The organism is Streptomyces colwelliae, from assembly GCF_048158785.1.
Taxonomy (GTDB): domain Bacteria; phylum Actinomycetota; class Actinomycetes; order Streptomycetales; family Streptomycetaceae; genus Streptomyces.
Genome location: NZ_JBLTJC010000077.1, coordinates 1 through 19,832, shown reverse-complemented (window position 1 = coordinate 19,832; position 19,832 = coordinate 1). Strand labels below are relative to the sequence as shown.

The window sequence follows — 19,832 nt, the reverse complement described above, 5'->3', positions numbered from 1 at the left end:
TGTCGTCCGGCGCCGTATGCCGGTACGACTGCTGTGAAGAAAGGTGATCACCATGGCCCTCGCACTGCTCAGGCGCTGGCGGCCCCAAGGCGCCTCCGCCACGGCGGCGGGCCTTTCGCTCCCCCTGCCGCCCGGCGCGGGCGGCCTCGGCCGTGAGATCGTCGACCCGATGGGCGCGCCCATGGCGTCCGCCGACGTGACCGTGACGGCCCTGGACTCGCACCGCGTCGCCGCCTCCGGTACGACCGACCCGTACGGCTTCTTCCTCGCGGCCCTGCCGCCCGGCCGCTACGGCCTCCTCGTCTCGGCCCAGGGACTCCAGCCGCACCAGGAGACGGTGGAGATCGTCGCCGGAATCGCCGAGCCCACGGAACGCGTCTGGCTCCAGCCCGGCCGCGCGCAGGAACTCCCGCCGCCCGGCACCTGGCTCTTCGACCCGCCGCACACCGCGATCCGCTTCATCGCCAAGCACGTCGGCATGGCCCATGTGCACGGCCGGTTCGAGCGGTTCCAGGGCGGTATCCAGATCGCCCAGGAGGTGGCCGACTCCCGGGTCCACGTCCGCATCGACGCCTCCAGCATCACCACCGGCAACACCACACGGGACAACCACCTGCGCTCCGGCGACTTCCTCGACGTGGAGCGCTACCCGTACATCGACTTCGCCAGCACCCGGTTCGCCTACCGGGGCGGCAGCAAGTGGACGTTGCAGGGTTCGCTGACGATGCACGGCGTGAGCCGCTCGGTGAACCTGGACACCACCTACCTGGGCACGGTCAACGGCGGCTACGCCGAGGAACTCCGCTGCGCCGCCCTCGCCACGGCCGAACTGCACCGCGAGGACTACACGTTGAACTGGCGCAGCATGCTGGCCCGGGGCATCGCCGTCGTCGGCCCCACCGTCCAACTGGAGCTGGACGTCCAGGCGATGTACCGCACCCACGACACCCCGACGCCGCCGAAGTGACCCGGCACATGCGGTAGGGTTTACCTGCGCGTTCACCCGGTCTACCGGGTGTGGCGCGAGCGGGACGTGGCGCAGCTTGGTAGCGCACTTGACTGGGGGTCAAGGGGTCGCAGGTTCAAATCCTGTCGTCCCGACTCGACAGAGTCGTAGGTGAGGGGCGGTTTCGGAGGAATCCGAAACCGCCCCTTGACCATTGTTGGGGACCAGTTGGGGACCAGCGTTGTGCAGGTAGCGCTGAGTGGTCGTCAGCGAACCGTGGCCGGCGATCCTGCGCAGGACGTGGATGGGGACTCCGGCGTCCGCGAGCCAGGTCAGTCCGGTGTGGCGGAGGTCGTGGTGGCGCAGGTGCTCGTAGCCGAGCCGGGTGACCACCTCGTCCCAGTGGGTCGCGTCGCGCCGGACAGCGGTGGAGATGCGTCCTCCGCGCGGGCCGGTGAACAGGCGCGCGTCAGGGGCGGGCCGGCGGAGAGGATGCGCTGGGCAACGAGCGGCCGGATCTCCTCGATGATGGGAACCTTCCGGGCACGCGTGCCCTTGGTGCCCTTGTCAGTGAGTCCGCCAGGCGCGGGCGTGGTCTGGCGTCGCACCGTCCAGATCCACTGACTTGTGTCGATGTCTCCGACGCGGCACCCGGAGACTTCTCCGATCCGGGTGGCGGTACTCGCGGCGAAGAGGACGACGTCGCCCCAGCCGCGGTACTGGTTGGAGGAGGCGGCCACGAGTGCGTCGGCCAGCTGGACGAGCCTGTCCCAGTCGGGCAGGGCGAGGGCTCGTGGGTCGCGGAGTTCGTCCTCGGCCTGCTTGTAGAGCTTCTGCCAGCCGCTGACCCGGGCGGGGTTGACCTTGATGATGCCGTCGCGGACCGCCTGCTCCATGACACGGACCAGGACGGCGATGGTGTTCTTGACCGTGGAGCGGCTGTGCTCGTCGACGATCCAGTTCTGCACGCTGCGGTCGACGACGCCGTTGGTGATCATCCGTACGGCGAGGTGGCCCAGTGCGGAGACCACGCGCATCCGCCATCCCGCGAGATGCGGGTCGAGGGTTTTCAACTCCAGCCCGCACAGGGCGAGATCCATGTTCGCGTCGCCGTATTCGGTGAGCTTTATGGTGGCGAGCGACGGGGACAGCCTGGCCTGCGCGGCGTCGATGATGTCCTGGAGCCACTCCTGTGCCTCGTCCTCGTCCGCCTTTCCCTCCGACAGGGACAGGCGGCGCTTCGTAGCGGGATCGAACCAGCGGACGCGCGCTCGATAGGGATTGGGGCGATCGGGTCGGTATTCGATGTCGGTGGAGAGCTTGACGCCGACCGGAACAATGGTCTTCTCGGCCGTCAGGCTTCTCGGCGTGGGACGGTTCGGCGGCTGTGCAGCCATTCCTCGACGTCGAGGACGCTGTACATGACGACGCGTTCCGAAACGGAGACGAACGGCGGGCCCTGCGGTGGCCGGGCGGTGCGCCACCGACGCAGAGTCGAGGCGTCCACGTGCAGACAGGAGGCGAGATCACTCGTCGAATACCAGGCGTTGGCCAGGAGGGATGAACGGCTGTCATCTTGGACGGAGACAGCCTGGCTGGCTGTGGAGTGCGCCGCGCCCTCCTTTTGCTTGCGCGGGTGATGGTTTGTGGAATCTGTTATCGGTTCGGAGGCAAGTGCGGTGGATCTCCGGGCGGTATGGAGCACCAAACAGATACCGGAGAGGAACCTCCGGCGACGGACGACACCGCTCGCAAACGGAGAACAGGGGACTCCACCTCCGCAGCGGTGGTGAGTCCTGGCTGATGGATCGATCCGCAGTGGTGCTCGGGGCAGACGTTGGACAACAATCGTCTGCAGAAACGCCGGTTTGGCAAACCGGCGATGTGCGGCTATGTTCCCCTCGCTCACGACGAAATTGCCGGAGCGCGGCTCCTGCGGGGCGACGAGATTCGTCGGATGCGTCGGCGATCGCGTACATGCTTGGCGTATCAGGTGCCGTGCCCTTTCATGCTTTCCCGATGACGCATCATGTGGGGTGCGTCGCGATTCTGGGATCGGTCGCCAAGCTGTCCTGACCTGCGGTTTTGTGCGTGCGCATTATGTTCGGTGTGGGTGTTACGGGCGATGTCCTGATGCTGAAATGACGTTCGTGGCGCTCATCTGACGCTCGTTCTGATGACCTGTCAGGCGCGTTGCTGGGCTGGTCAAGTCACGTGAATCGGCATGGTCGCAGAGGCCCGGCCGTTAAGGAGTTCCGTCGCAGTTCGAGTCCGTCCTGAACAAGGTCCGTGTCCCATGTCTTGGGTCGGGCAGGCCGTGCACCCGACCCAATCGCGTGCGAGCCGACAACACGTACGCCTCCCGGAAGAGCCGCGCTTGCCTGCGGCGGCGCGGGATCCGCTGCACCATCCCGGACAAGGCCGACCAGGCCCGTCTGAAGCTCAAGCGGCTCGCCGAGCGAGGGATCCTCGCCGAGGCCGACCAGGGCTTGCTCACCCAGCCGCGGCCCTAGGCCGCCCGGCGCCGCCGCGACCTGCCCACTCACCCCGGACGAAGCAGCACATCGGACATCAGGTCTCATACCGCCTTCTGACGCTCTGGCCCGCAAAGGCGCCAAGGCCGCCGCTGGCACGCACCCACCAGGCCACCCTCCGTGAATATCGTGATCGGCCGAGCGGCAGTGGCGAGGACTGACAACACCGCGGCTCGATGAGCGGCCCCGCCCGGAGGGCCCAGCCCGAGCGAGGCCCCCAGCTGTGCCGGTGACGGATCCGCTGGGGGGTACTGAGAGTGACTCCTTGGCGGGCGAACGGCGGCGTACCGTCAATCGCATGAGTGATGGCAAGCAGGTCAGCCCCGGGGTGCGGGAAGAGATCCGCGCGTTCCTGGCGACCCGCCGCGCACGGTTGACCCCCGAGCAGGCGGGTCTCACGGTGTTCGGCGGCGCTCGGCGGGTCAAGGGTCTGCGTCGCGAGGAGGTCGCGGCACTGGCCGGCATCAGTGTCGAGTACTACGTCCGTCTGGAGCGTGGCGATGCCACCGGTGTCTCTGAATCGGTCCTCGACGGCATCCATCACGCGTTGCAGCTGACCGATGCCGAGCGGGCGCACCTGAGTGACCTGCTCGACGCCAGGCGCTCCCGTCGACCCGCGCCGCCCACTGCACGGCCGCCGCTGCGGCCGCCGGTTCAGCGCATCCTCGACTCGATGACCACCACCGCGGCGCTCGTGTTCACCGGCTGCCTCGACATCATCGGCGCCAACGCGCTCGGCCGAGCGCTCTACCAACCGATGTACGCCGCCCCGGGTCGGCCGGTCAACACCGCCCGCTTCGCGTTCCTCGACCCGGCGGCCCGTACCTTTTGGCGCGACTGGGACAGAATCGCCGATGACTCTGCCGAACTGCTGCGCGCCGAAGCCGGCCGGACGCCTCACGACCCGACGCTCACGACCCTGATCGGAGAGCTGTCGACGCGTAGTGAAGACTTCCGGGTCCGCTGGGCTCGCCATGACGTGCGCTCGTACGCCACTGGCGTCAAACGCGTCCACCATCCGGTCGTCGGCGACTTCGAGCTCGCCTACGAATCGACCCGGTTGGCCGACCCCGGCCAAATACTGATCATGTACACCCCCGAGCCGGACACCCCGTCGGAGGACGCGCTGCGGATGCTCGCCAGTTGGGCGGCGTCGAAGCCGGGCGCGGATCAGCCACACCCGGCGGGCGACCCGCACGCCACCGGGCCCGAACCCGGATAACCGTCCAGGCAGAGCAACTGTTCGTCCGCGGCCCGTCTTCGGACGGCTGCTCGACGTACCCGAAAACAGCCGACCGCCTCTCCGGGCGGACGACCCGACCGCAGCGTCTCCCGCTCGACCATCTCGCAGCCTTCGCATGCGGCGGGTGCACCGCGACTCCCACCATCCGCGCCGTTCCAGCCTGCCCGCACACACCGGGGCCGCGTCACCCGACCGGCAGTTCCGAAGCATGCCGGACTCTTTCCGAACCGCCGCTCCGTACAAGGAGATTCCCATGAACACCGTCCAGAACCAGACCCCCTTCGACCGGCCGATGTTCTTCGTCGGCGGCGACTGGATCGGCCCCAGCACCGATGAGCGCCATGTGGCCTTGGAGGCCGCCACCGAGGAACCCATAGGTATCGCCGCGATGGCCGGCCCCGTCGACATCGACGCCGCTGTCGCCGCCGCCCGCGCCGCCCTGGAGAGCGGGCCCTGGGCCCGCAGCACCGCGGCGGAGCGAGCCGAGGCCATGCGCCGTTTCGCCGACGCGTGGGACAAGCGAGCAGACCTCGCCACCACCCTCGTGAGCCGCGAGAACGGGATGCCCATCGCCCTGTCGCGACAGACCAACGGGCTCGGGCCGGCCGGTCATCTACGCCGCAACGCCGACCTTGTCGAGAATTTTCCCCTGGAAGCGCTCCGCCCCAGCATGCGGGGAGCCACCATCGTGCGCCGCGAACCCGTCGGTGTCGTCGCGGCGATCACCCCCTGGAACTTCCCGCTCGGACTGGCGCTGAGCAAGCTCGCCCCGGCCCTCGCGGCCGGCTGCACCGTCGTGCTCAAGCCGTCGCCGGAAACCGCGCTCGACAGCTATCTGCTGGCGGACGCCGCCATCGAGGCCGGCCTGCCCGCGGGCGTGCTCAACATCGTGCTCGCCGATCGGGAGGCCAGCGCCTACCTGGTGAGCCATCCCGGCGTCGACAAGGTCGCCTTCACCGGCTCCACCGCGGCCGGTCGAGCGATCGGCGCCGAGTGCGGGCGCCTGATCCGCCGCTGCACCCTCGAACTCGGCGGCAAGTCCGCCTCGATCGTGCTCGACGACGCGGACCTCGACACGTTCGTCGCCGGTCTGGACGGCGCCTCTTTCATGAACAACGGCCAGACCTGCACCCTCCAGTCCCGGATCCTCGCACCGCGCTCGCGCTACGACGAGATCGTCGAGGCCGTGGCCGGCTTCGTCGTCGGCGACCCGCTCGACCCGGCGACGACCTGCGGCCCGATGGCCAGCAAAGCGCACCAGGAGCGGGTGCTCGGTTACATCGACGCGGCCCGCGCTTCGTCGGCCCGGCTCATCACCGGCGGCGGGCGTCCCGCGGGCCACGACCGCGGCTGGTTCGTCGAACCGACGGTCTTCGCCGACGTGGACAACTCCGACCGGCTCGCCCGCGAGGAGGTGTTCGGACCGGTCCTCGCCATCATCGCGTACGACGACGAGGCCGACGCCGTACGGATCGCCAACGACTCCGACTACGGGCTGGCCGGGTCCGTCTGGACCCAGGACGAGGCACGCGGCATCGACGTGGCCCGGCGGATGCGCACGGGCACGATCGGCGTCAACTACTACGCGATCGACTTCAACTCCCCGTTCGGCGGCCTGAAGGCGAGCGGCATCGGCCGCGAGTACGGTCCCGAGGGGCTCAGCAGCTACCTGGACCACAAGTCCATCTACACCAGCGCCGACCATCTGTCCGCCTGACACCGCCCCCTCCGGAGTCGTCGCGTCAGGCCGCGCCCGGGCGGCGGCTTCAGCTGTGCTGCAGCACGCCGGCATGGGTGCGGCGGACCTGGTCAGTTCTGCACGTAGACGGACTGATTCAGATAGCGCTCCTGTTCCAGATTGTCGAGCATGAAGTCGGCGAGATCCGCTCGGGAGATCCTGCCGAGGATGGACCGGCCTCGGTAATCCCCGTGCCGGTAGGCGCCGGTGGCGGGGCCGAAGGTGAGGGTGGGCGGCTGGACGATCGTGTACGTGAGGCCGGAGGCGCGAACCAGCGCATCCTGCCGTTCCTTCGCCGAGAAGCCGGAACGGGCGAGGAGGCGGACCGCGCCCACCACGCCCCGCATCGCGGGGTTGAGTCGGCGTCGGCTGATCACGCTGGTGCCGAATCCGGTGAGCGCCTCCACGCGTTGTACGCCGGTGTTGCGCATCGCGGCGAGTATGGCGCCGGTACCTGTGTCGCAGACGGCGTCGCCGAGGCTGATGATCACCGCTTGAGCCCCGGCGAGAGCCCTCTCCAGGGCTGGCACGCAGTCGAGTTCGGCGATCGCGACCGTCAGATTCGGATGAGAGAGCGTGATGCGGGAGGCGTCGCGGGTGACGGCGACGACCTCGTGCCCCCTCCGCAGTGCTTCGGGGATGAGCACGGAGCCGGCACTGCCGCTGGCGCCGAAGACGGTCATTCTCATGGCGGTGCCTTCTCCAGGTCCGTGATGCAGGTGCGTGATGCAGGTGCGACACCGCCGTCGGAGGAAGATGCCGACCGGCGACCGGGACGATCCCGGCAGTGTCCATGGGTGTCGGCCGGGATCGTCGGTCGCGCCGGTACGGCTCGCTGTGTCAGGAGGCGGAGGGCAGGCTGGTGATGCCGAGTTGCAGGAGCATGGCGAGGATGTCCTCGACGAAGGTCGCCTCGGCGATCTTGCCGTCGTGGATGCGATAGATCCCCACGCCGTTCCACTTGGCAGGCTTGTCCGTGGCGGGCATGCCCATGAACGGGCCCGTGTTGACGCCGCTGTTGGTGAACAGCGCGACGACGGTGTCGCCGTCGGTCAGGAACCGCTGCGGCTCCAGGTGCATGCCGGTGAACGCGCCGGCGGCGTTGGCCTCGGCGAACTTCCTGAAGTCCGCCAGGCCGTGATACTCGCCGAGACTGCCCCCGCGCCAGACCATGTCCTCGGTCCAGTACCGCTCCAGGCCGGAGACATCGCCCCCGTTGAGGACGGTGTCGATGAATCCCCGAACGACGGTGATGTTGTCCTGCGCGCTCATGGTGGTGCTCCTGTGGTCGGTGGATCAGGCGGAGAGACGGGCGTTGCACCAGGAGGAGATGCCCTCGACGACAGCGTGGCCGGTCTTGCGGACCACGTTGTTGAAGCCGTGGACGCCATCGGGCCGTACATCGAGGTCGGCGCGGTTGTCGGCGACCTGCTTCGCGAAGAGCGGGGAGTTCGCGAAGAGCGGGGAGAGGGAAGGGCCGCGTAACTGTTCGTCGTCATGGCCGGGGAAGGCATGGGCAAAGAAGCCGCGGACCCGGTGGCCGGGCAGGACGAGGGCGGTGTGGTCGGCGAACGTCGGCTGGGGCTGCGGCCTCGATGGCGTATCAGGGCCGGAAAACGACTCCGGTCAGCCGTTCGCTCTCCGCCCACAGGTGTGCGCCCTGCTGCGGATCGTCCGCACCGCGGGGGAGCTTGACCGGCTTCGGTGTGCCGGAGGTCTGATCGCGTCCCGAAGGGCCGATGAACTGCCCGCTCACCACGTCGGAGGTGCTGGCGGCGTACAGCGACGGCCACGCGGCGCCCTCGGACGAACCCATGAGCAGGCGCTCGGCGATCGGGGTGAACACCCTGGCCAGGGTGCCATTGCCGTGCTGCTGAAGGTTGGTCATCGCGGCCCCCGGGTGGACCACCAGCGCCTTGAGCGGCGTGCCGGCGGTGCGCCGGGCGAGTTCGAGGGTGTAGACGATGTTGGCGCGCTTGGATTTGGCGTAGGCACCCATGCCCCGGTAGCTCTTCTCGCTCATCAGGTCATCGAGCCGACCCATGGGCCAGCGCGCGGCGATCGCACTGACCGTGACCACCCGAGGGGCCGGGGAGCGGAGAACGGCGGGCCACAGCTGCGCGTCGAACGCGAAGTGGCCGAGATGGTTGGTACCGAAGGTCATCTCGAACCCGTCGCGCGTGCTCTGACGGGTCGGCAGGTTCATCACCCCGGCGTTGTTGAACAGCAAGTCGATCGTCTCGGTCTCGGCGATGCGAGAGGCCGCCTCGCGGATCGAGGCGAGGTCCGACAGGTCGACCACCAGCGTGCCGGTCTCCGCCTTCGGCGCCACGGCGAGCACCTGCCGCACCGCTTTGTCGAGGTTGGCCTCACTGCGTCCAGCAAGGATGATCCGCGCGCCACGCGCAGCGAGCACACGTGCGGTCTCCAGTCCGATGCCGCTGTTGCCGCCTGTGACGAGGGCCGTGCGTCCAGTCTGGTCCGTGATTGCATCCGGGGTCCAGTGACTCATCGTGATCATACTCCCTTACTGAATGATTTTTCAATAACCATCGTGCGGACGGCGCGAAGTTTTGTCAAATGAACGTTCATTAACTAAGGTGGACGGATGCGCACCCGGGATCCCGAAGCCAAGAAGCAGTTGCTCTTCGAAGCCGCGTTGGCGGAGTTCGCCGAGTTCGGCCGGGCGGGAGCGCGGATCGACCGGATGGCCAGACGTGCGGGTATCAGCCCGGGGCTGGTCTACTCGTTCTACGAGGGCAAGGCCGAACTGTTCGACGCGGTCTTCGACCGGATAGTCGACCTGATCGTCGCGTCCGTACCGATCGACGCGGATCGCCTGCCCGAGTACGCGGGCCACCTGCACGACGCAGGCGGGTCACACCCCGAAGTCATGCGGTTTCTCAAGTGGTACGACCTCGAACGCGGCGACTCCTCGCAGCGCGCCGCCGTGGCCGCCTCCATGTCCGAGAAAGTCGCGGCGATCACCGAGGCGCAGCGGCGCGGCACGGTGACGACGGCGCGGCCCGCGGCGCACATTCTGGCCCTGGTGCTGACCTTGGCAAACATGTGGCACCTGCCCGGAGAGGACGTGGCAGGCCTGGTGCCCGAATCCGAACGGCGCGCCTTGGTGACCTCTGCGGTCGCGGAGCTGGTCACGCCCTGATACGCGACCCGCGCGCTTTCCGTCGGCCGCCAGGTCAGTCGCGCTCGTCCGCGCCTTCCGAGGCGGTGGCCTCGATGACAGTGGGGCCGAACGAGCTGAGAGGCCGAGTCCGTTGTCGTCGACGCCGGTCCCGGCGTCGACTCGACCCGGAGCCTGCTGCACAACGTCGTTCAGCTGGTCCGACCCGCGCGGTCGGCGTGGCGGCGGGCCGTATCCAACCGTACTGCGGACCTATCCGGTCGCGGTCTGGTGGTGGCCATGCCTGGAGGGCATACGCTGGCGCGCATGTTCGGGTCCTCTGTCGCAGGTGCCGTCCCGCCGGAAGCGGGAGTGATAGCCGCTGTGGGCATCGATCCTTCGGCGTTGACGCAACGGGTAACCACGCGCAGATGTCCGCGACACGGTTTGACCTGGGCCGCACAGGGCGTCCTGGACGTCGTGGTTGATGGCACCTACTGGGTCCTCCCTCCGACCCGGGCGCTGTGGGTGCCGGCGAACGCCGTCCATCACTTCATGAGTGCGACCCGCGACACGGTGTTGTACAGCGTCTACCTGGAACCGGAACGGTGTCCACTTGACTGGGCCGAACCCACGCCCGTTGCCGTCGGTACGTTGCTCGGCCATCTGATCCGTCGTCTCAACCAGGTTGACCTCACGGAGGACCAGCGGCTGCGGGCTGAAGACCTTGTCCCCGACCTGCTGTACCCCGTCCCTACACTGCTCATCAAGGCGCCCCGCCCCACCGACGAACGCGTACGGGCAGTGGCTGACGCGCTGTTGGCCGATCCCGCGGACCGGCGGAGTCTGGAGGCGCATGCCCAGGCCGTGGGAGTTACCGGGCGTACTCTGATGCGGCTCTTCGCCGACGACACCGGCATGAGTTTCGGAAGCTGGCGCACCTGCGTGCGATTACAGGCTGCCCTGCCCCTGCTCGTCGAAGGACGATCCGTGTCCCGGGTCGCCTGTGACGTGGGGTACACGACACCGAGTGCGTTCCTCGTGGCATTCCGCCGAGTTGTCGGTACTTCCCCCGGCCGTTATCTCAACGGGCGTGCCTGACGGCGGCCATCATGCCCGGGCCTCGGTGCGGACGGGGGGCTCCCATCCGTACCGAGGCTGGTGGTGGCCCGGATCGGTGGCGAGCCGATCGTGGCGATGAGAGAGCCGTCGGTCTACGACTGCAGCTCAGCAGCAAGTTCCGCTACGCGGAACAGTTTCGCCGCCTGCATGGCGGGACCGACGCGGTTGGCGCCTGCCGCGACCGAAGCGAACCCGCACTGAGGGGACACCCCGATCCGCTCGCGGTCGACGTACTGCGCCGCCTCGTCCACTCGCGCCAACAGCGCGTCCAGAGACTCCAGTTCGTCGCGCTTCGTGGACACGAGCCCCAGCGTGATGCGCTTGTCCTCAGGGAGCGCGGCCAACGGGGCGAAGTCGCCGGAGCGTTCGTCGTCGAACTCCAGGAGATACGTGTCGACATGCGGTGTCCCGGCGAAGACCCGCTTGGCCAGCCAGTCGTAGCCGCCTGACGCGGCCCACATGCTGCGGAAGTTGCCTTTGCAGAGATGGAGCGAGACCGACACTCCCGGTGTGGCCGCGAGCGAGTCGATCAGCTCGCAGCCCTCCGTGAGAGTGCGTTCGACCGATATGCCCAGTGCTTCACGTTGTTGTCGCTGGTCCTCGTCCACGAGAACGGCCATGTCGGGTGCGTCGATCTGTACGCGTGTGCAACCCAGGGCGACCAGTTCCTCGATCTGGGAGCGAAGCAGAGCTGTCCACGCGCCGAACAGGTCAAATGGATCCGGGTACACGGGGGTGCTTCGCTCGGCGGACCAGAAGCCGTAGAGCATGAGGGGGCTCGGGACTGTGACCTTCACCGGCCGACGAGTCCGTCCGCGCAGGTACACGTACTCCTCCACGCCGATGTTCCGGCCCGCCACGATGGGTTCGACCACGGCGATCGGATTGTCGACGGCGTACGCCCCGCCCGACTCGGAGTCCGCTTCGATCGGTGCCTCATGCCCGAGCGCCCCCGGCACTGTGGCCAGCAGATGATCCATGAACGAGGTCCGCCGCATCTCCCCGTCATTGACGACATCGAGGCCGGCGGCCTCTTGTAGCCGAAGCGCCTCGTCGACCGCCCTGTCCTCGACGGTCTTGAAGTCGGCCGTCGACATCCGTCCGGACCTGAACGCCGCCTGGGCGGATACCAGGTGGTCCGGGCGCAGCAGCGACCCGATCGCCTGGCCCCTCACTGTGCTCGTGCTCATGTGCGCCTCCCCTTCGGAGTACTGCGAATCCGACAGGGGCTGACCTTACCTATTTATTTCAGCGTGTCACTAAGTCGCGGCTATGGTGCGAAGAGTGCCGTGGTCCACGGGTCCTGGGGGTCATTAGCGCGCCCTTGCTTATTAATGACAGCATGTTGCAAACTAGTGGGGCGTCGACCCGGGGTCGTCCCCCGTACCCGGGTCGACGCCTCACTCATCCGGCTCGAGGTGGCTCACATGACCGAAGTCTCGTCCCCTACCCGTTCGCCCGCTCCGCTGCTGGCCGCCTTGTGTGCCGCGGGCATGCTGGCCGCGACCATGCAGACGGCGGTGATCCCGATCCTGGGCAGGATCGGTGAGCAGACCGGTGCCAGTGACAGTGCCGTCAGCTGGATCGTCACCGCCAACCTGCTGTCCTCCGCCGTGACCACTCCGCTCTTCGGGCGCCTCGGCGACCTGCGGGGAAAGCGCAACGCGATGCAGATCTGCCTGCTGTTGATGCTGGCGGGGAGCGTGCTCGCCGCGATCACGACGTCCTTGCCGCTCCTGATCGTCGCCCGGGTCCTCCAGGGCGCGGTCACGGGTGTCTTCCCGCTCGCCCTGAGCGTCGCCCGTGACGCCGTGCCGAGGGAGAAGCTGACCGGCGCCATGGCGCTGATCAGCGCGACGCTCTCCATCGGCGGAAGCCTCGGCCTCGTCGCGGCGGGGCTGCTCGCGACGGGTGACGCGGACTACCGCAATGTGTTCTGGCTGGCCACAGGGGTCGGCGTGCTCGCCGTCGGCGCCGTGGCCGCCTGGGTGCCGGGCGGCGCCGTCCGCGGTGAGGGCGGTGTCGACTGGGTGGGAGCCGTTCTGCTGGGCGGAGCACTGGTCCTGGTCCTGCTCCCGCTCTCCCAGGGCGAGAGCTGGGGGTGGGGTTCGCCCGCGACCGTCACCCTCTTCATCGCCGCGCCCATCGCGTTCGTGGTGTGGGTGCTGGTGGAACGCAGGGCCGCGGCGCCGCTGGTGGACGTCCGTATGCTCACGCACCGGACGTTCATGCTGACGAACGTCGGCGCCGTGATGATGGGCTTCGCCATGTTCGGTCTCTACCTGGGGACGTCGGAGTTCGTGCAGATGCCCACGGACCCGGCGGGTTACGGCTTCTCCGCCTCCGTCCTGTCCGCGGCCACGGTGTACCTCCTGCCGCCCGCCATGATCAGCCTGGTGACGGCACCGCTCGGAGGGGTGCTGGTCAAGCGGTTCTCCGGGCGCACAGTGCTGGCCACGGCCGGAACGTTCTGCCTGATCGGCTTCGGGGCGCTGGCACTGTGGCACGGTTCGACGGCCGCCGTGATCGCGGGCTCGGTGGTCGCCGGTGGTTCCCTGAGCCTCGCCTACGCGGCCATGCCGGCGCTCGTCGTCCAGTCGGTTCCGCTGAACAAGACGGGCATCGCCAACAGCATCAACTCCATCGGCCGGTCGGTCGGCGCGTCCGCCGCGGGTGCGGTGGTCGCCGCCGTGCTCGTGGCAACCACCCGGCACGCCACGGGACTTCCCGGCGAGAGCGGTTTCGTCTGGGTGTTCGCGCTCTCCGCGGGCGCCGGGGCGCTGACCACCGCGGCCGCCCTGCTCATCTCCCAGGTGCCCGAGCCCTCGGGTGCGACCGCGCCCGGCACCGCCACGGCACCGCTCCCCGAAGGGCGCCCGGCCTGACGGTCACGGACGCCCTCAGGGCTCCCCGGTCATACGGGGGAGCCCTGAAACGGCGTCCTCACTCAGGGATCGCCCGCACCTTCACGGCGATGCGCAGCAGGCGCAGAACACTCCCGACGGCTGTGATCACCGCCTCGGTGTGCCGCGGACCGTCGTCGGGGTGCCCCAGGGCGATGACACACACGGAACGGCTGTCCGCGGTCACCTGATGTTCCGCCGAGTCGGAGTCCCGCCTGCCCAGCCAGGCCAGCGGCTCGAAGGTCTCGCCGGGTCGCTGGACGCCGTACGTCAGATCGCCCGACGGGATGGGGCGGGAGCGTGCGGAGAACGCGGGGACGATGCGCTCCCCGCCAGGAGACCTGCGTACGAGAACCGACGACCCGACCGGAAGCCGGCCCAGGTCGTGCAGGCCGATGCCGCCGCCCACGGCGACCGAGGCGATGGTGACGGCGTCGATGACGCCGCCGTGCCCCCGCCACGGCCGCTGGGCGACGGCGTCGCGCAGACGCTCGCCGGCCGGCGTCGTTCCGGGGTGACCGAGCGCGGCCATGAGCTTGCGGTACCCGGTGTGGGAGTCCTCCCGGGGGAGCGCGGCCAGCAGCTCGGTCGCGCCCGAGGCGTCCAGTACCGGCTCGGTCATGGGGACCGGGGCGGACAACGTCCAGGCGCGCACGTGGCGCAGACCGAGGGCGCGGGCGTCGGGGGCGACGACGAGCTTCAGGTTCTCCGTCGGGGCGTGGGCGGTCACGGATCCGTCTTCTCCTCTTGTGTGCCGGTGAGTTCGCAGGGTCCGGCCCTGGAACACCTCATGGAGACATGGTGTCATTTATGAGTTAGCGCCACCTTAGGTGCTGCGAGGGGAGCGACATGCGGACCGGCGACACCGAGCGGGACTCGCGGAGAGCGGAAGGGGGTGGCACACCTGATGGCGTCGACGTCTCTCCAGGCGGACTTCCTGTTCGGCGACGCGCCCCCGCTTCGAGGAGCAGACGGTTGAGAGTTCTGCTGGTGCCGGTGACCCTCCTGCTGGTGGTGCTCGTGGCGTTGGCGTCCGTCGCCGTGGGCGCCAAGTCCATCGCTCCGGGGACGGTGTTCGACGCGCTCTTCCGCTACCGGGGCACCCCGGACGAGCAACTGGTGCGCGCCCTGCGCCTGCCACGCACGGGACTTGGCCTCGCGGCGGGCTCCGCGCTCGGCCTGGCGGGAGCCCTCATGCAGGCGCTGACCCGGAATCCGCTGGCAGATCCCGGCATCCTGGGAGTCAACGCCGGTGCCTCGGCGGCAGTCGTCGTCGCGATCGGGTTCGCGGGACTGCGGACCTTCAGTGGATACGTCTGGTTCGCCCTCGTGGGCGCCGCGGTGGTGGCGGGTCTCGTGCACCTGATCGGTGCGGCCGGAGCGGGTGGCGCCACCCCCACCCGGCTTGTGCTCGCCGGTACGGCCGTATCGGCCGCCCTCACCGCCCTGACGTCGAGCGTCCTGTTGATGCGGCCGGACGTGTTCGACGCGTTCCGCTTCTGGACCGTCGGATCGATCGCGGGGCGGGACGCCGACGTGCTGTGGCAGGTCCTGCCGTTCATCGCCGCCGGCGTGCTGCTCGCCGCGGTCACGGCCGGGCCGCTGGACGTCATGGCCATCGGCGACGACGGCGCCGCCGCCCTCGGCACGCGCGTCGGCGTCACCCGGTCGCTGGGCGTCCTGGCCGTCACCCTGCTGTGCGGAGCCGTCACCGCGGCCGTCGGACCCATCGCCTTCGTCGGCCTGGCCGTACCGCATCTGGCCCGTGCGATCACCGGTCCCGACCATCGCTGGATCTTCTTCTACGCCGCCGCCCTGGGAGCAGTGCTGCTGCTCACCGCCGATGTGCTGGGGCGGGCCGTCGCGCGTCCCGCGGAACTGGAGGTGGGCATCATCACGGCATTCCTCGGGGCACCCGCGCTCGTCGTCCTCACCCGGCGCGACCGACGGAGGACGGCATGACCGCTCGGCCTTCCCCTCGACCGACCCCGTCCCGGAGCGGGCACGGGGCATCTGCGGAGCGAACGGCGGACCGTGCCGTCATGGTCCTGCGTGCCGGGCCGGCCCTGCTACGGGTGAGGCCGCGGGGGCTGACGGTCTGTCTGGCGCTGCTGTGTGTCGCCGCGGCGGCCTTCGCGATTGGCTGTGCCACCGGCGACTATCCGGTACCGGTCCTGGACGTTGTGCGCACTCTCGTCGGAGGCGGTGATCCCGGGAACCGCTTCATCGTGATGGACCTCCGGGTGCCACGCGGTCTGGACGGGCTCCTCGTGGGAGCGGCCCTCGGTGTGTCCGGTGACCTCTTCCAGTCCGTCACCCGGAACCCGCTCGGCAGCCCGGACATCGTGGGTTTCGGCAACGGTGCTGTGACCGGTGCCCTGTTGTCGCTGCTGTGGTGGAGAGGCGGCCCGTTGGAGACGTCCGCGGCCGCTTTCACCGGCGGGGTGGTCACCGCGTGCGTCGTCTACGCGATCTGCCGGAAGGACGGGCTGCGGGGGCACCGTCTGGTCATCGTGGGTATCGGCGTCTCGGCGATGGCGTACTCGTTCAACGCCTGGCTGTTGAGCCGGGCCAGACTCCAGGACGCGGAAACAGCCCAGCTCTGGCTCACCGGGACGCTCAACGGCCGGAGTTGGGACAACGTCGTCCCGGTCGCGGTCAGCCTCGTCGTTCTGCTGCCCGCGGCGATGGCGCAGAGCCGGCGGATCGGCATCCTCACGCTGGGGGACGATGTGGCGCGGTCGCTCGGTCTGTCCCCTGCGCGTACCCGAATTCTCGCCCTGGGTACGGGAGTCGCCCTGGTCGGCGTCGCGACCGCATCCGCAGGCCCCATCACCTTCGTGGCCCTGGCCGCCCCCCAGATCGCCAGGCTCCTCACCCGTGCCCCCGGACCGAACATCGCCGCGTCGGCACTGACCGGGGCCGTCCTACTGCAAGGGGCCGACGTGGCGGTGCAGTGGGCGGTCCCGTCCGTCGAGGTACCCGCAGGGCTGGCCACGGGTCTGGGCGGTGGCGTCTACCTGGCCTGGTTGCTCGCACGGCGCCGTAGCGGCAGATGAGCGGATCGGGCCCATCGTAGAAATTAGGTTAGCCTTGCTTAATAACAACAGTACGTCATAAAGTGATCCGCGAACACAGGAAAACTGGGAGGGGCAGGGGTATGGGAAGAAGACGCACGGATCGGCGGCTGTCTGAGCGGGTGCACCGGTCGGCGGTGACACCGCGTAGGGCCGGCGTGCTGTTGGCGGTCGTGGTCCTCGGTGCCGGACTGGCCTCGTGTGGGTCGTCCGGCGACGACGATGCCGACAAGGCGGCCACCACGCCGACGGGCAAGGCCGGCGTGTTCCCTGTGGTCGTCGAGCACTCGCAGGGGAAGGCGGAGGTGAAGTCGGCCCCCAAGCGCGTGGTGGCGCTGAGCGCGATGGACCTCGACGCCGCGATCTCGCTCGGCGTCGATCCCGTGGGAGCCGCCAAGGACCCGTTCGGGAAGAACGGAGTCAGCCCGTGGCTCTCGGGGAAGCTCGACGCGGACACCAAGTTGATCAATACGACGCCGGACATGTCGTTCGAGGAGATCGCGGCGCTGAAGCCCGATCTGATCCTTGCCACCGGCGACTACGGGATCAGCAAGAACTACGGCAAGCTCAGCCAGATCGCGCCCACCCTCGCGCCCACGAAGTCGGCCGCCGAGGACTCCTGGCAGAGCCGTGAGGAGGAGATCGGCAAAGCGCTGGGGAAGTCGGACGCGGCAGGCAAGGCCGTGGCCGCGACGGAACAGTCGATCGAGGACACGGCGGCCCGCTACCCCCGTCTCAAGGGCAGGACCTTCTCCGCTTCCTATGCCTACTCGGCCACCCAGATCGCCACGATCGCCTCGCCGGACGACTTCGCGGTGAAGTTCCTGGAGTCTCTCGGCCTAGAGGTGACTCCCACCCTGAAGGGCGCGGAGAAGTCGGCCACGAACGAGCAGCCCGGACTGCTCAGCCCCGAGTTGGCCGGTCGGCTGACCTCCGACCTGACGGTGATCGGGTTCGTCTCTCCGCAGGTGCGCACCACGCTGGAGAAGCAGCCGTCGTTCACGAAGGTCAAGGCCACGGGGGCCTACACGCCCGTGGACAACGCGACCATCACCGAACTGAGGAACCCGTCGGTCCTCGGAATCCCCTGGCTGCTGGAGGAGTTGACCCCGTCCTTCAAGGCTGTCAAGTGACGTAGCGTGCGGCCGCCCCCCCGCCGAGGGGAGCGGCCGCACACTGCATCGGCGGTCGCGGCGGCAGGACTCCTTCCGGATGCGGCAGGACTCCTGTCGGACGCGGACCGTGCGGCCGGGCTACTCGGCTCGACGCCGTCCGGCGGAACGGCGGAGCCGGTGAGCGACGGTTGTCGCCACTTCGGGCAGGTGCGGCACCAGGAAGAAATGGCCGCCGGGCAGACGATGGTGGGCGAACTCACCTCGGCCGGCATCCGCCCAGCGCGCGGCCGCGCCGACGTCGACCGAGGGATCGTCATCGCCGGTCAGCGCTGTGATGTCCAGGTCCAGGGGCGGTGTCACCGGTGTCGGCCGGTGCGTCTCCGCCATGCGGTAGTCGTTGCGGAGTATCGGCTGGAAGAGTTCCCACAGTTCGGCGTCGTCGAGGACGGCGTCGTGGGTTCCCCCGTGCCGGCGCAGCACCTCGGCGAACTCGTCGTCGGGAAGCGCGTGGATCAGCTTCCGGCGAGGCTGATGTGGAGCCTGCCGGGCCGAGACGAAGAGATGGGCGGCGTGCGCGACTGCCGTGGGATGGTCGCGCTCCAGCCGGCGGAGCACCTCGTAGCCGATCGTGGCGCCCATGCTGTGGCCGAAGAACCCGGTCGGCCGGTCCAGCAGGGGCAGGATTTCGGAGGTCGCGCCCGTGACGACGTCGGACAGCCGGGCGGGCAGCGGTTCGGACGCGCGTCGTTCCCGCCCCGGATACTGCACCGCCCAGGTCTCGATGCCGTCGGGCAGCTCGCCCGGCCAGTCCCGGAAGAAGCCCGAACCGCCACCCGCGTGCGGCAGAAGGATCAGTCGCATGCCTGCGTCGGGTCGCGGCTGGAGGCAGCGGAGCCATCGTCCTGACGGGCTGGGCCGGGCTGTCGCGGAGTGGGATGCCGTGGCCGGTCGGATCGTGCCGGTGGAGCCGGAGGGCGCGTCCATGGGGTGCGTCAGACGGCCGGCTCGGCGGGTTTGCCGGCGCGAGGACAGCAGGGGCGGTGCCGTCGGTCCGCAGGTTGGCGGGCTCCGCTCCGCCCCGGTCGAAAGCCGTGTCGAGCCGAGTGCTCCATGGTCTTGTCCCCCTTCTTCCGCCGGCCGGCGACCCATGACGGCTGACCAGCGGAAACCTTTCCTTGGTTTGAGCGTGGAACCCGGTGTGGCAGGGAGATCGAGGGGCACGGCAGGTGCGACCCGCAATCGGCACCAAGCTACCACGGGTACCCTTAGTTGTTAGTTACTTGCTGTCATTAATGGCTGGATCTTACTGGTGGCAGGCTGCCGGGCCCCGGTTACCGCCGGGGCCCGTGCTCGGTGACAATGGCCGCATGTCCCGTTCTCCCGCCGATCCGCAGCATCCGCACGCCGAACTCAGCGCGCGGCTCCGGGTTCCCAAGCTCGGCCGCCCACCGCAGGTGGGGCGGCAGTCCATCGTCGAAGCGGCCGTCGAGGTGGGGTTCGAGGACCTCAGCATGAGTTCCGTGGCCCGGCGGCTGGGGGTGAAGCACTCCACGCTCTACCGCTACTTTCCCCAGCGGGAGGCGCTGCTCGCGGCCGCGGCCGACCATGTGGTGGCGGCGGCGGACTGGCCGGCGCCGTGCCCCGGCTGGCGTCCCTATCTGCGGGCGCTGGCGAGGACGACGTTCCGCATGTTCGCGGACCATCCTGGCCTGGCGCTTCATGTCGCCGCGCTGCGCGGAGGGCTCGTGGAGTACGCCCGGCAGGGCGCCCGGGCGGCGGCGGTCCTGGTCGAGATCGGCGTCGACCCCGAGTCCGCGGTACTGGCCCAGGACCTGATCAACGAACAGGTCCTGCTGTACTTCCTGGCCGGACAGCGCGGCGGTCAGCCGGCCACGGACGTGGGGGAGACCGCCGAGCTGCGGACGGCGTCAACATCAACCGCGTCTTCCCCGGCGACCCCGAAGGCGGCCCCACCGAACGGCTGGCCGCCTGGCTCTTCGCCCACCTGCTGGACGGCGCCGACGCCTGCG

At 69.2% G+C, this 19,832-nt stretch carries 17 protein-coding genes, 1 tRNA gene and 1 pseudogene; 12 read left to right on the top strand and 7 right to left on the bottom strand.

Translation table 11 applies throughout. The features are described from left to right. Positions 1-52 precede the first annotated feature (52 nt). Both ACNFOC_RS18360 and ACNFOC_RS18355 read left to right on the top strand, forming a co-directional pair. On the top strand, positions 53-967 hold the full coding sequence (locus ACNFOC_RS18360) for a YceI family protein (protein WP_416960162.1): 915 nt from the start codon (positions 53-55) through the stop codon (positions 965-967). A 60-nt stretch (positions 968-1,027) separates the two neighbouring features. Continuing rightward, a tRNA-Pro gene (locus ACNFOC_RS18355) sits at positions 1,028-1,101 on the top strand. Here the strand turns inward: ACNFOC_RS18355 and ACNFOC_RS18350 are convergent. Beyond that, positions 1,067-2,343, bottom strand: a pseudogene (locus ACNFOC_RS18350) (tyrosine-type recombinase/integrase). The gene ACNFOC_RS18355 and the pseudogene ACNFOC_RS18350 overlap by 35 nt on opposite strands. A gap of 939 nt (positions 2,344-3,282) precedes the next feature. Here ACNFOC_RS18350 and ACNFOC_RS18345 point away from each other — a divergent pair. From ACNFOC_RS18345 to ACNFOC_RS18335, 3 genes are all read left to right on the top strand, one after another. Continuing rightward, positions 3,283-3,459: a hypothetical protein gene (locus tag ACNFOC_RS18345; RefSeq protein ID WP_416960161.1), complete on the top strand. Its 177-nt coding sequence runs from the start codon at positions 3,283-3,285 to the stop codon at positions 3,457-3,459. A gap of 319 nt (positions 3,460-3,778) precedes the next feature. Then, positions 3,779-4,702, top strand: coding sequence for a helix-turn-helix domain-containing protein (locus ACNFOC_RS18340; protein ID WP_416960179.1), 924 nt, complete (start codon positions 3,779-3,781; stop codon positions 4,700-4,702). Between the two features lie 274 nt (positions 4,703-4,976). After that, entirely contained in the window at positions 4,977-6,440 is a 1,464-nt protein-coding gene (locus tag ACNFOC_RS18335) for an aldehyde dehydrogenase (RefSeq protein ID WP_416960160.1), read from the top strand. A gap of 92 nt (positions 6,441-6,532) precedes the next feature. On the opposite strand, the gene ACNFOC_RS18330 is transcribed toward ACNFOC_RS18335, so the two are convergent. The 3 genes from ACNFOC_RS18330 to ACNFOC_RS18320 all read right to left on the bottom strand — a co-directional run bounded on the left by ACNFOC_RS18330 (position 6,533) and on the right by ACNFOC_RS18320 (position 8,973). Continuing rightward, positions 6,533-7,150: an NAD(P)-dependent oxidoreductase gene (locus ACNFOC_RS18330; RefSeq protein ID WP_416960159.1), complete on the bottom strand. Its 618-nt coding sequence runs from the start codon at positions 7,148-7,150 to the stop codon at positions 6,533-6,535. Between the two features lie 151 nt (positions 7,151-7,301). Further along, on the bottom strand, positions 7,302-7,733 hold the full coding sequence (locus tag ACNFOC_RS18325) for an ester cyclase (RefSeq protein ID WP_416960158.1): 432 nt from the start codon (positions 7,731-7,733) through the stop codon (positions 7,302-7,304). Positions 7,734-8,064: 331 nt separating this feature from the next. Further along, positions 8,065-8,973, bottom strand: coding sequence for an oxidoreductase (locus tag ACNFOC_RS18320; RefSeq protein ID WP_416960157.1), 909 nt, complete (start codon positions 8,971-8,973; stop codon positions 8,065-8,067). A 96-nt stretch (positions 8,974-9,069) separates the two neighbouring features. On the opposite strand from ACNFOC_RS18320, the gene ACNFOC_RS18315 reads away from it, so the two are divergent. Beyond that, the gene (locus ACNFOC_RS18315) at positions 9,070-9,627 is read left to right on the top strand and encodes a TetR/AcrR family transcriptional regulator (RefSeq protein WP_416960156.1); all 558 of its coding nucleotides are present in this window, start codon (positions 9,070-9,072) and stop codon (positions 9,625-9,627) included. Positions 9,628-9,912: 285 nt separating this feature from the next. After that, a complete protein-coding gene (locus ACNFOC_RS18310) occupies positions 9,913-10,686 on the top strand; it encodes an AraC family transcriptional regulator (protein WP_416960178.1) in 774 nt (257 codons plus the stop codon). Between the two features lie 113 nt (positions 10,687-10,799). On the opposite strand, the gene ACNFOC_RS18305 is transcribed toward ACNFOC_RS18310, so the two are convergent. Further along, complete coding sequence (locus tag ACNFOC_RS18305; RefSeq protein WP_416960155.1) at positions 10,800-11,897, bottom strand: cobalamin-independent methionine synthase II family protein; 1,098 nt, start codon at positions 11,895-11,897, stop codon at positions 10,800-10,802. Positions 11,898-12,134: 237 nt separating this feature from the next. Between ACNFOC_RS18305 and ACNFOC_RS18300 the strand changes: the two genes are divergently transcribed. Continuing rightward, positions 12,135-13,592, top strand: coding sequence for an MFS transporter (locus ACNFOC_RS18300; protein ID WP_416960154.1), 1,458 nt, complete (start codon positions 12,135-12,137; stop codon positions 13,590-13,592). Positions 13,593-13,650: 58 nt separating this feature from the next. On the opposite strand, the gene ACNFOC_RS18295 is transcribed toward ACNFOC_RS18300, so the two are convergent. After that, complete coding sequence (locus ACNFOC_RS18295) at positions 13,651-14,340, bottom strand: hypothetical protein (RefSeq protein WP_416960153.1); 690 nt, start codon at positions 14,338-14,340, stop codon at positions 13,651-13,653. A 266-nt stretch (positions 14,341-14,606) separates the two neighbouring features. Here ACNFOC_RS18295 and ACNFOC_RS18290 point away from each other — a divergent pair, with 266 nt between their 5' ends. The 3 genes from ACNFOC_RS18290 (at position 14,607) to ACNFOC_RS18280 (ending at position 17,820) form a co-directional block, all read left to right on the top strand. Then, on the top strand, positions 14,607-15,572 hold the full coding sequence (locus ACNFOC_RS18290) for a FecCD family ABC transporter permease (protein WP_416960177.1): 966 nt from the start codon (positions 14,607-14,609) through the stop codon (positions 15,570-15,572). A gap of 80 nt (positions 15,573-15,652) precedes the next feature. Continuing rightward, the gene (locus ACNFOC_RS18285) at positions 15,653-16,669 is read left to right on the top strand and encodes a FecCD family ABC transporter permease (protein WP_416960152.1); all 1,017 of its coding nucleotides are present in this window, start codon (positions 15,653-15,655) and stop codon (positions 16,667-16,669) included. 155 nt (positions 16,670-16,824) lie between these two features. After that, complete coding sequence (locus ACNFOC_RS18280; protein ID WP_416960151.1) at positions 16,825-17,820, top strand: ABC transporter substrate-binding protein; 996 nt, start codon at positions 16,825-16,827, stop codon at positions 17,818-17,820. A 120-nt stretch (positions 17,821-17,940) separates the two neighbouring features. On the opposite strand, the gene ACNFOC_RS18275 is transcribed toward ACNFOC_RS18280, so the two are convergent. Then, positions 17,941-18,663, bottom strand: a complete 723-nt coding sequence (locus ACNFOC_RS18275) for a thioesterase II family protein (RefSeq protein ID WP_416960150.1) — start codon at positions 18,661-18,663, stop codon at positions 17,941-17,943. A 506-nt stretch (positions 18,664-19,169) separates the two neighbouring features. On the opposite strand from ACNFOC_RS18275, the gene ACNFOC_RS18270 reads away from it, so the two are divergent. After that, positions 19,170-19,832: TetR/AcrR family transcriptional regulator (locus tag ACNFOC_RS18270; protein ID WP_416960149.1), on the top strand; the 663-nt coding region annotated here is incomplete at its 3' end.

Bases quoted from the DNA above. Each gene is read 5' to 3' on its own strand.
- ACNFOC_RS18360 (WP_416960162.1), top strand. From the start codon at position 53: ATGGCCCTCGCACTGCTCAGGCGCTGGCGGCCCCAAGGCGCCTCCGCC.
- ACNFOC_RS18340 (WP_416960179.1), top strand. From the start codon at position 3,779: ATGAGTGATGGCAAGCAGGTCAGCCCCGGGGTGCGGGAAGAGATCCGC.
- ACNFOC_RS18335 (WP_416960160.1), top strand. From the start codon at position 4,977: ATGAACACCGTCCAGAACCAGACCCCCTTCGACCGGCCGATGTTCTTC.
- ACNFOC_RS18330 (WP_416960159.1), bottom strand. From the start codon at position 7,150: ATGAGAATGACCGTCTTCGGCGCCAGCGGCAGTGCCGGCTCCGTGCTC.
- ACNFOC_RS18325 (WP_416960158.1), bottom strand. From the start codon at position 7,733: ATGAGCGCGCAGGACAACATCACCGTCGTTCGGGGATTCATCGACACC.
- ACNFOC_RS18320 (WP_416960157.1), bottom strand. From the start codon at position 8,973: ATGAGTCACTGGACCCCGGATGCAATCACGGACCAGACTGGACGCACG.
- ACNFOC_RS18315 (WP_416960156.1), top strand. From the start codon at position 9,070: ATGCGCACCCGGGATCCCGAAGCCAAGAAGCAGTTGCTCTTCGAAGCC.
- ACNFOC_RS18310 (WP_416960178.1), top strand. From the start codon at position 9,913: ATGTTCGGGTCCTCTGTCGCAGGTGCCGTCCCGCCGGAAGCGGGAGTG.
- ACNFOC_RS18305 (WP_416960155.1), bottom strand. From the start codon at position 11,897: ATGAGCACGAGCACAGTGAGGGGCCAGGCGATCGGGTCGCTGCTGCGC.
- ACNFOC_RS18300 (WP_416960154.1), top strand. From the start codon at position 12,135: ATGACCGAAGTCTCGTCCCCTACCCGTTCGCCCGCTCCGCTGCTGGCC.
- ACNFOC_RS18285 (WP_416960152.1), top strand. From the start codon at position 15,653: ATGGTCCTGCGTGCCGGGCCGGCCCTGCTACGGGTGAGGCCGCGGGGG.
- ACNFOC_RS18275 (WP_416960150.1), bottom strand. From the start codon at position 18,663: ATGCGACTGATCCTTCTGCCGCACGCGGGTGGCGGTTCGGGCTTCTTC.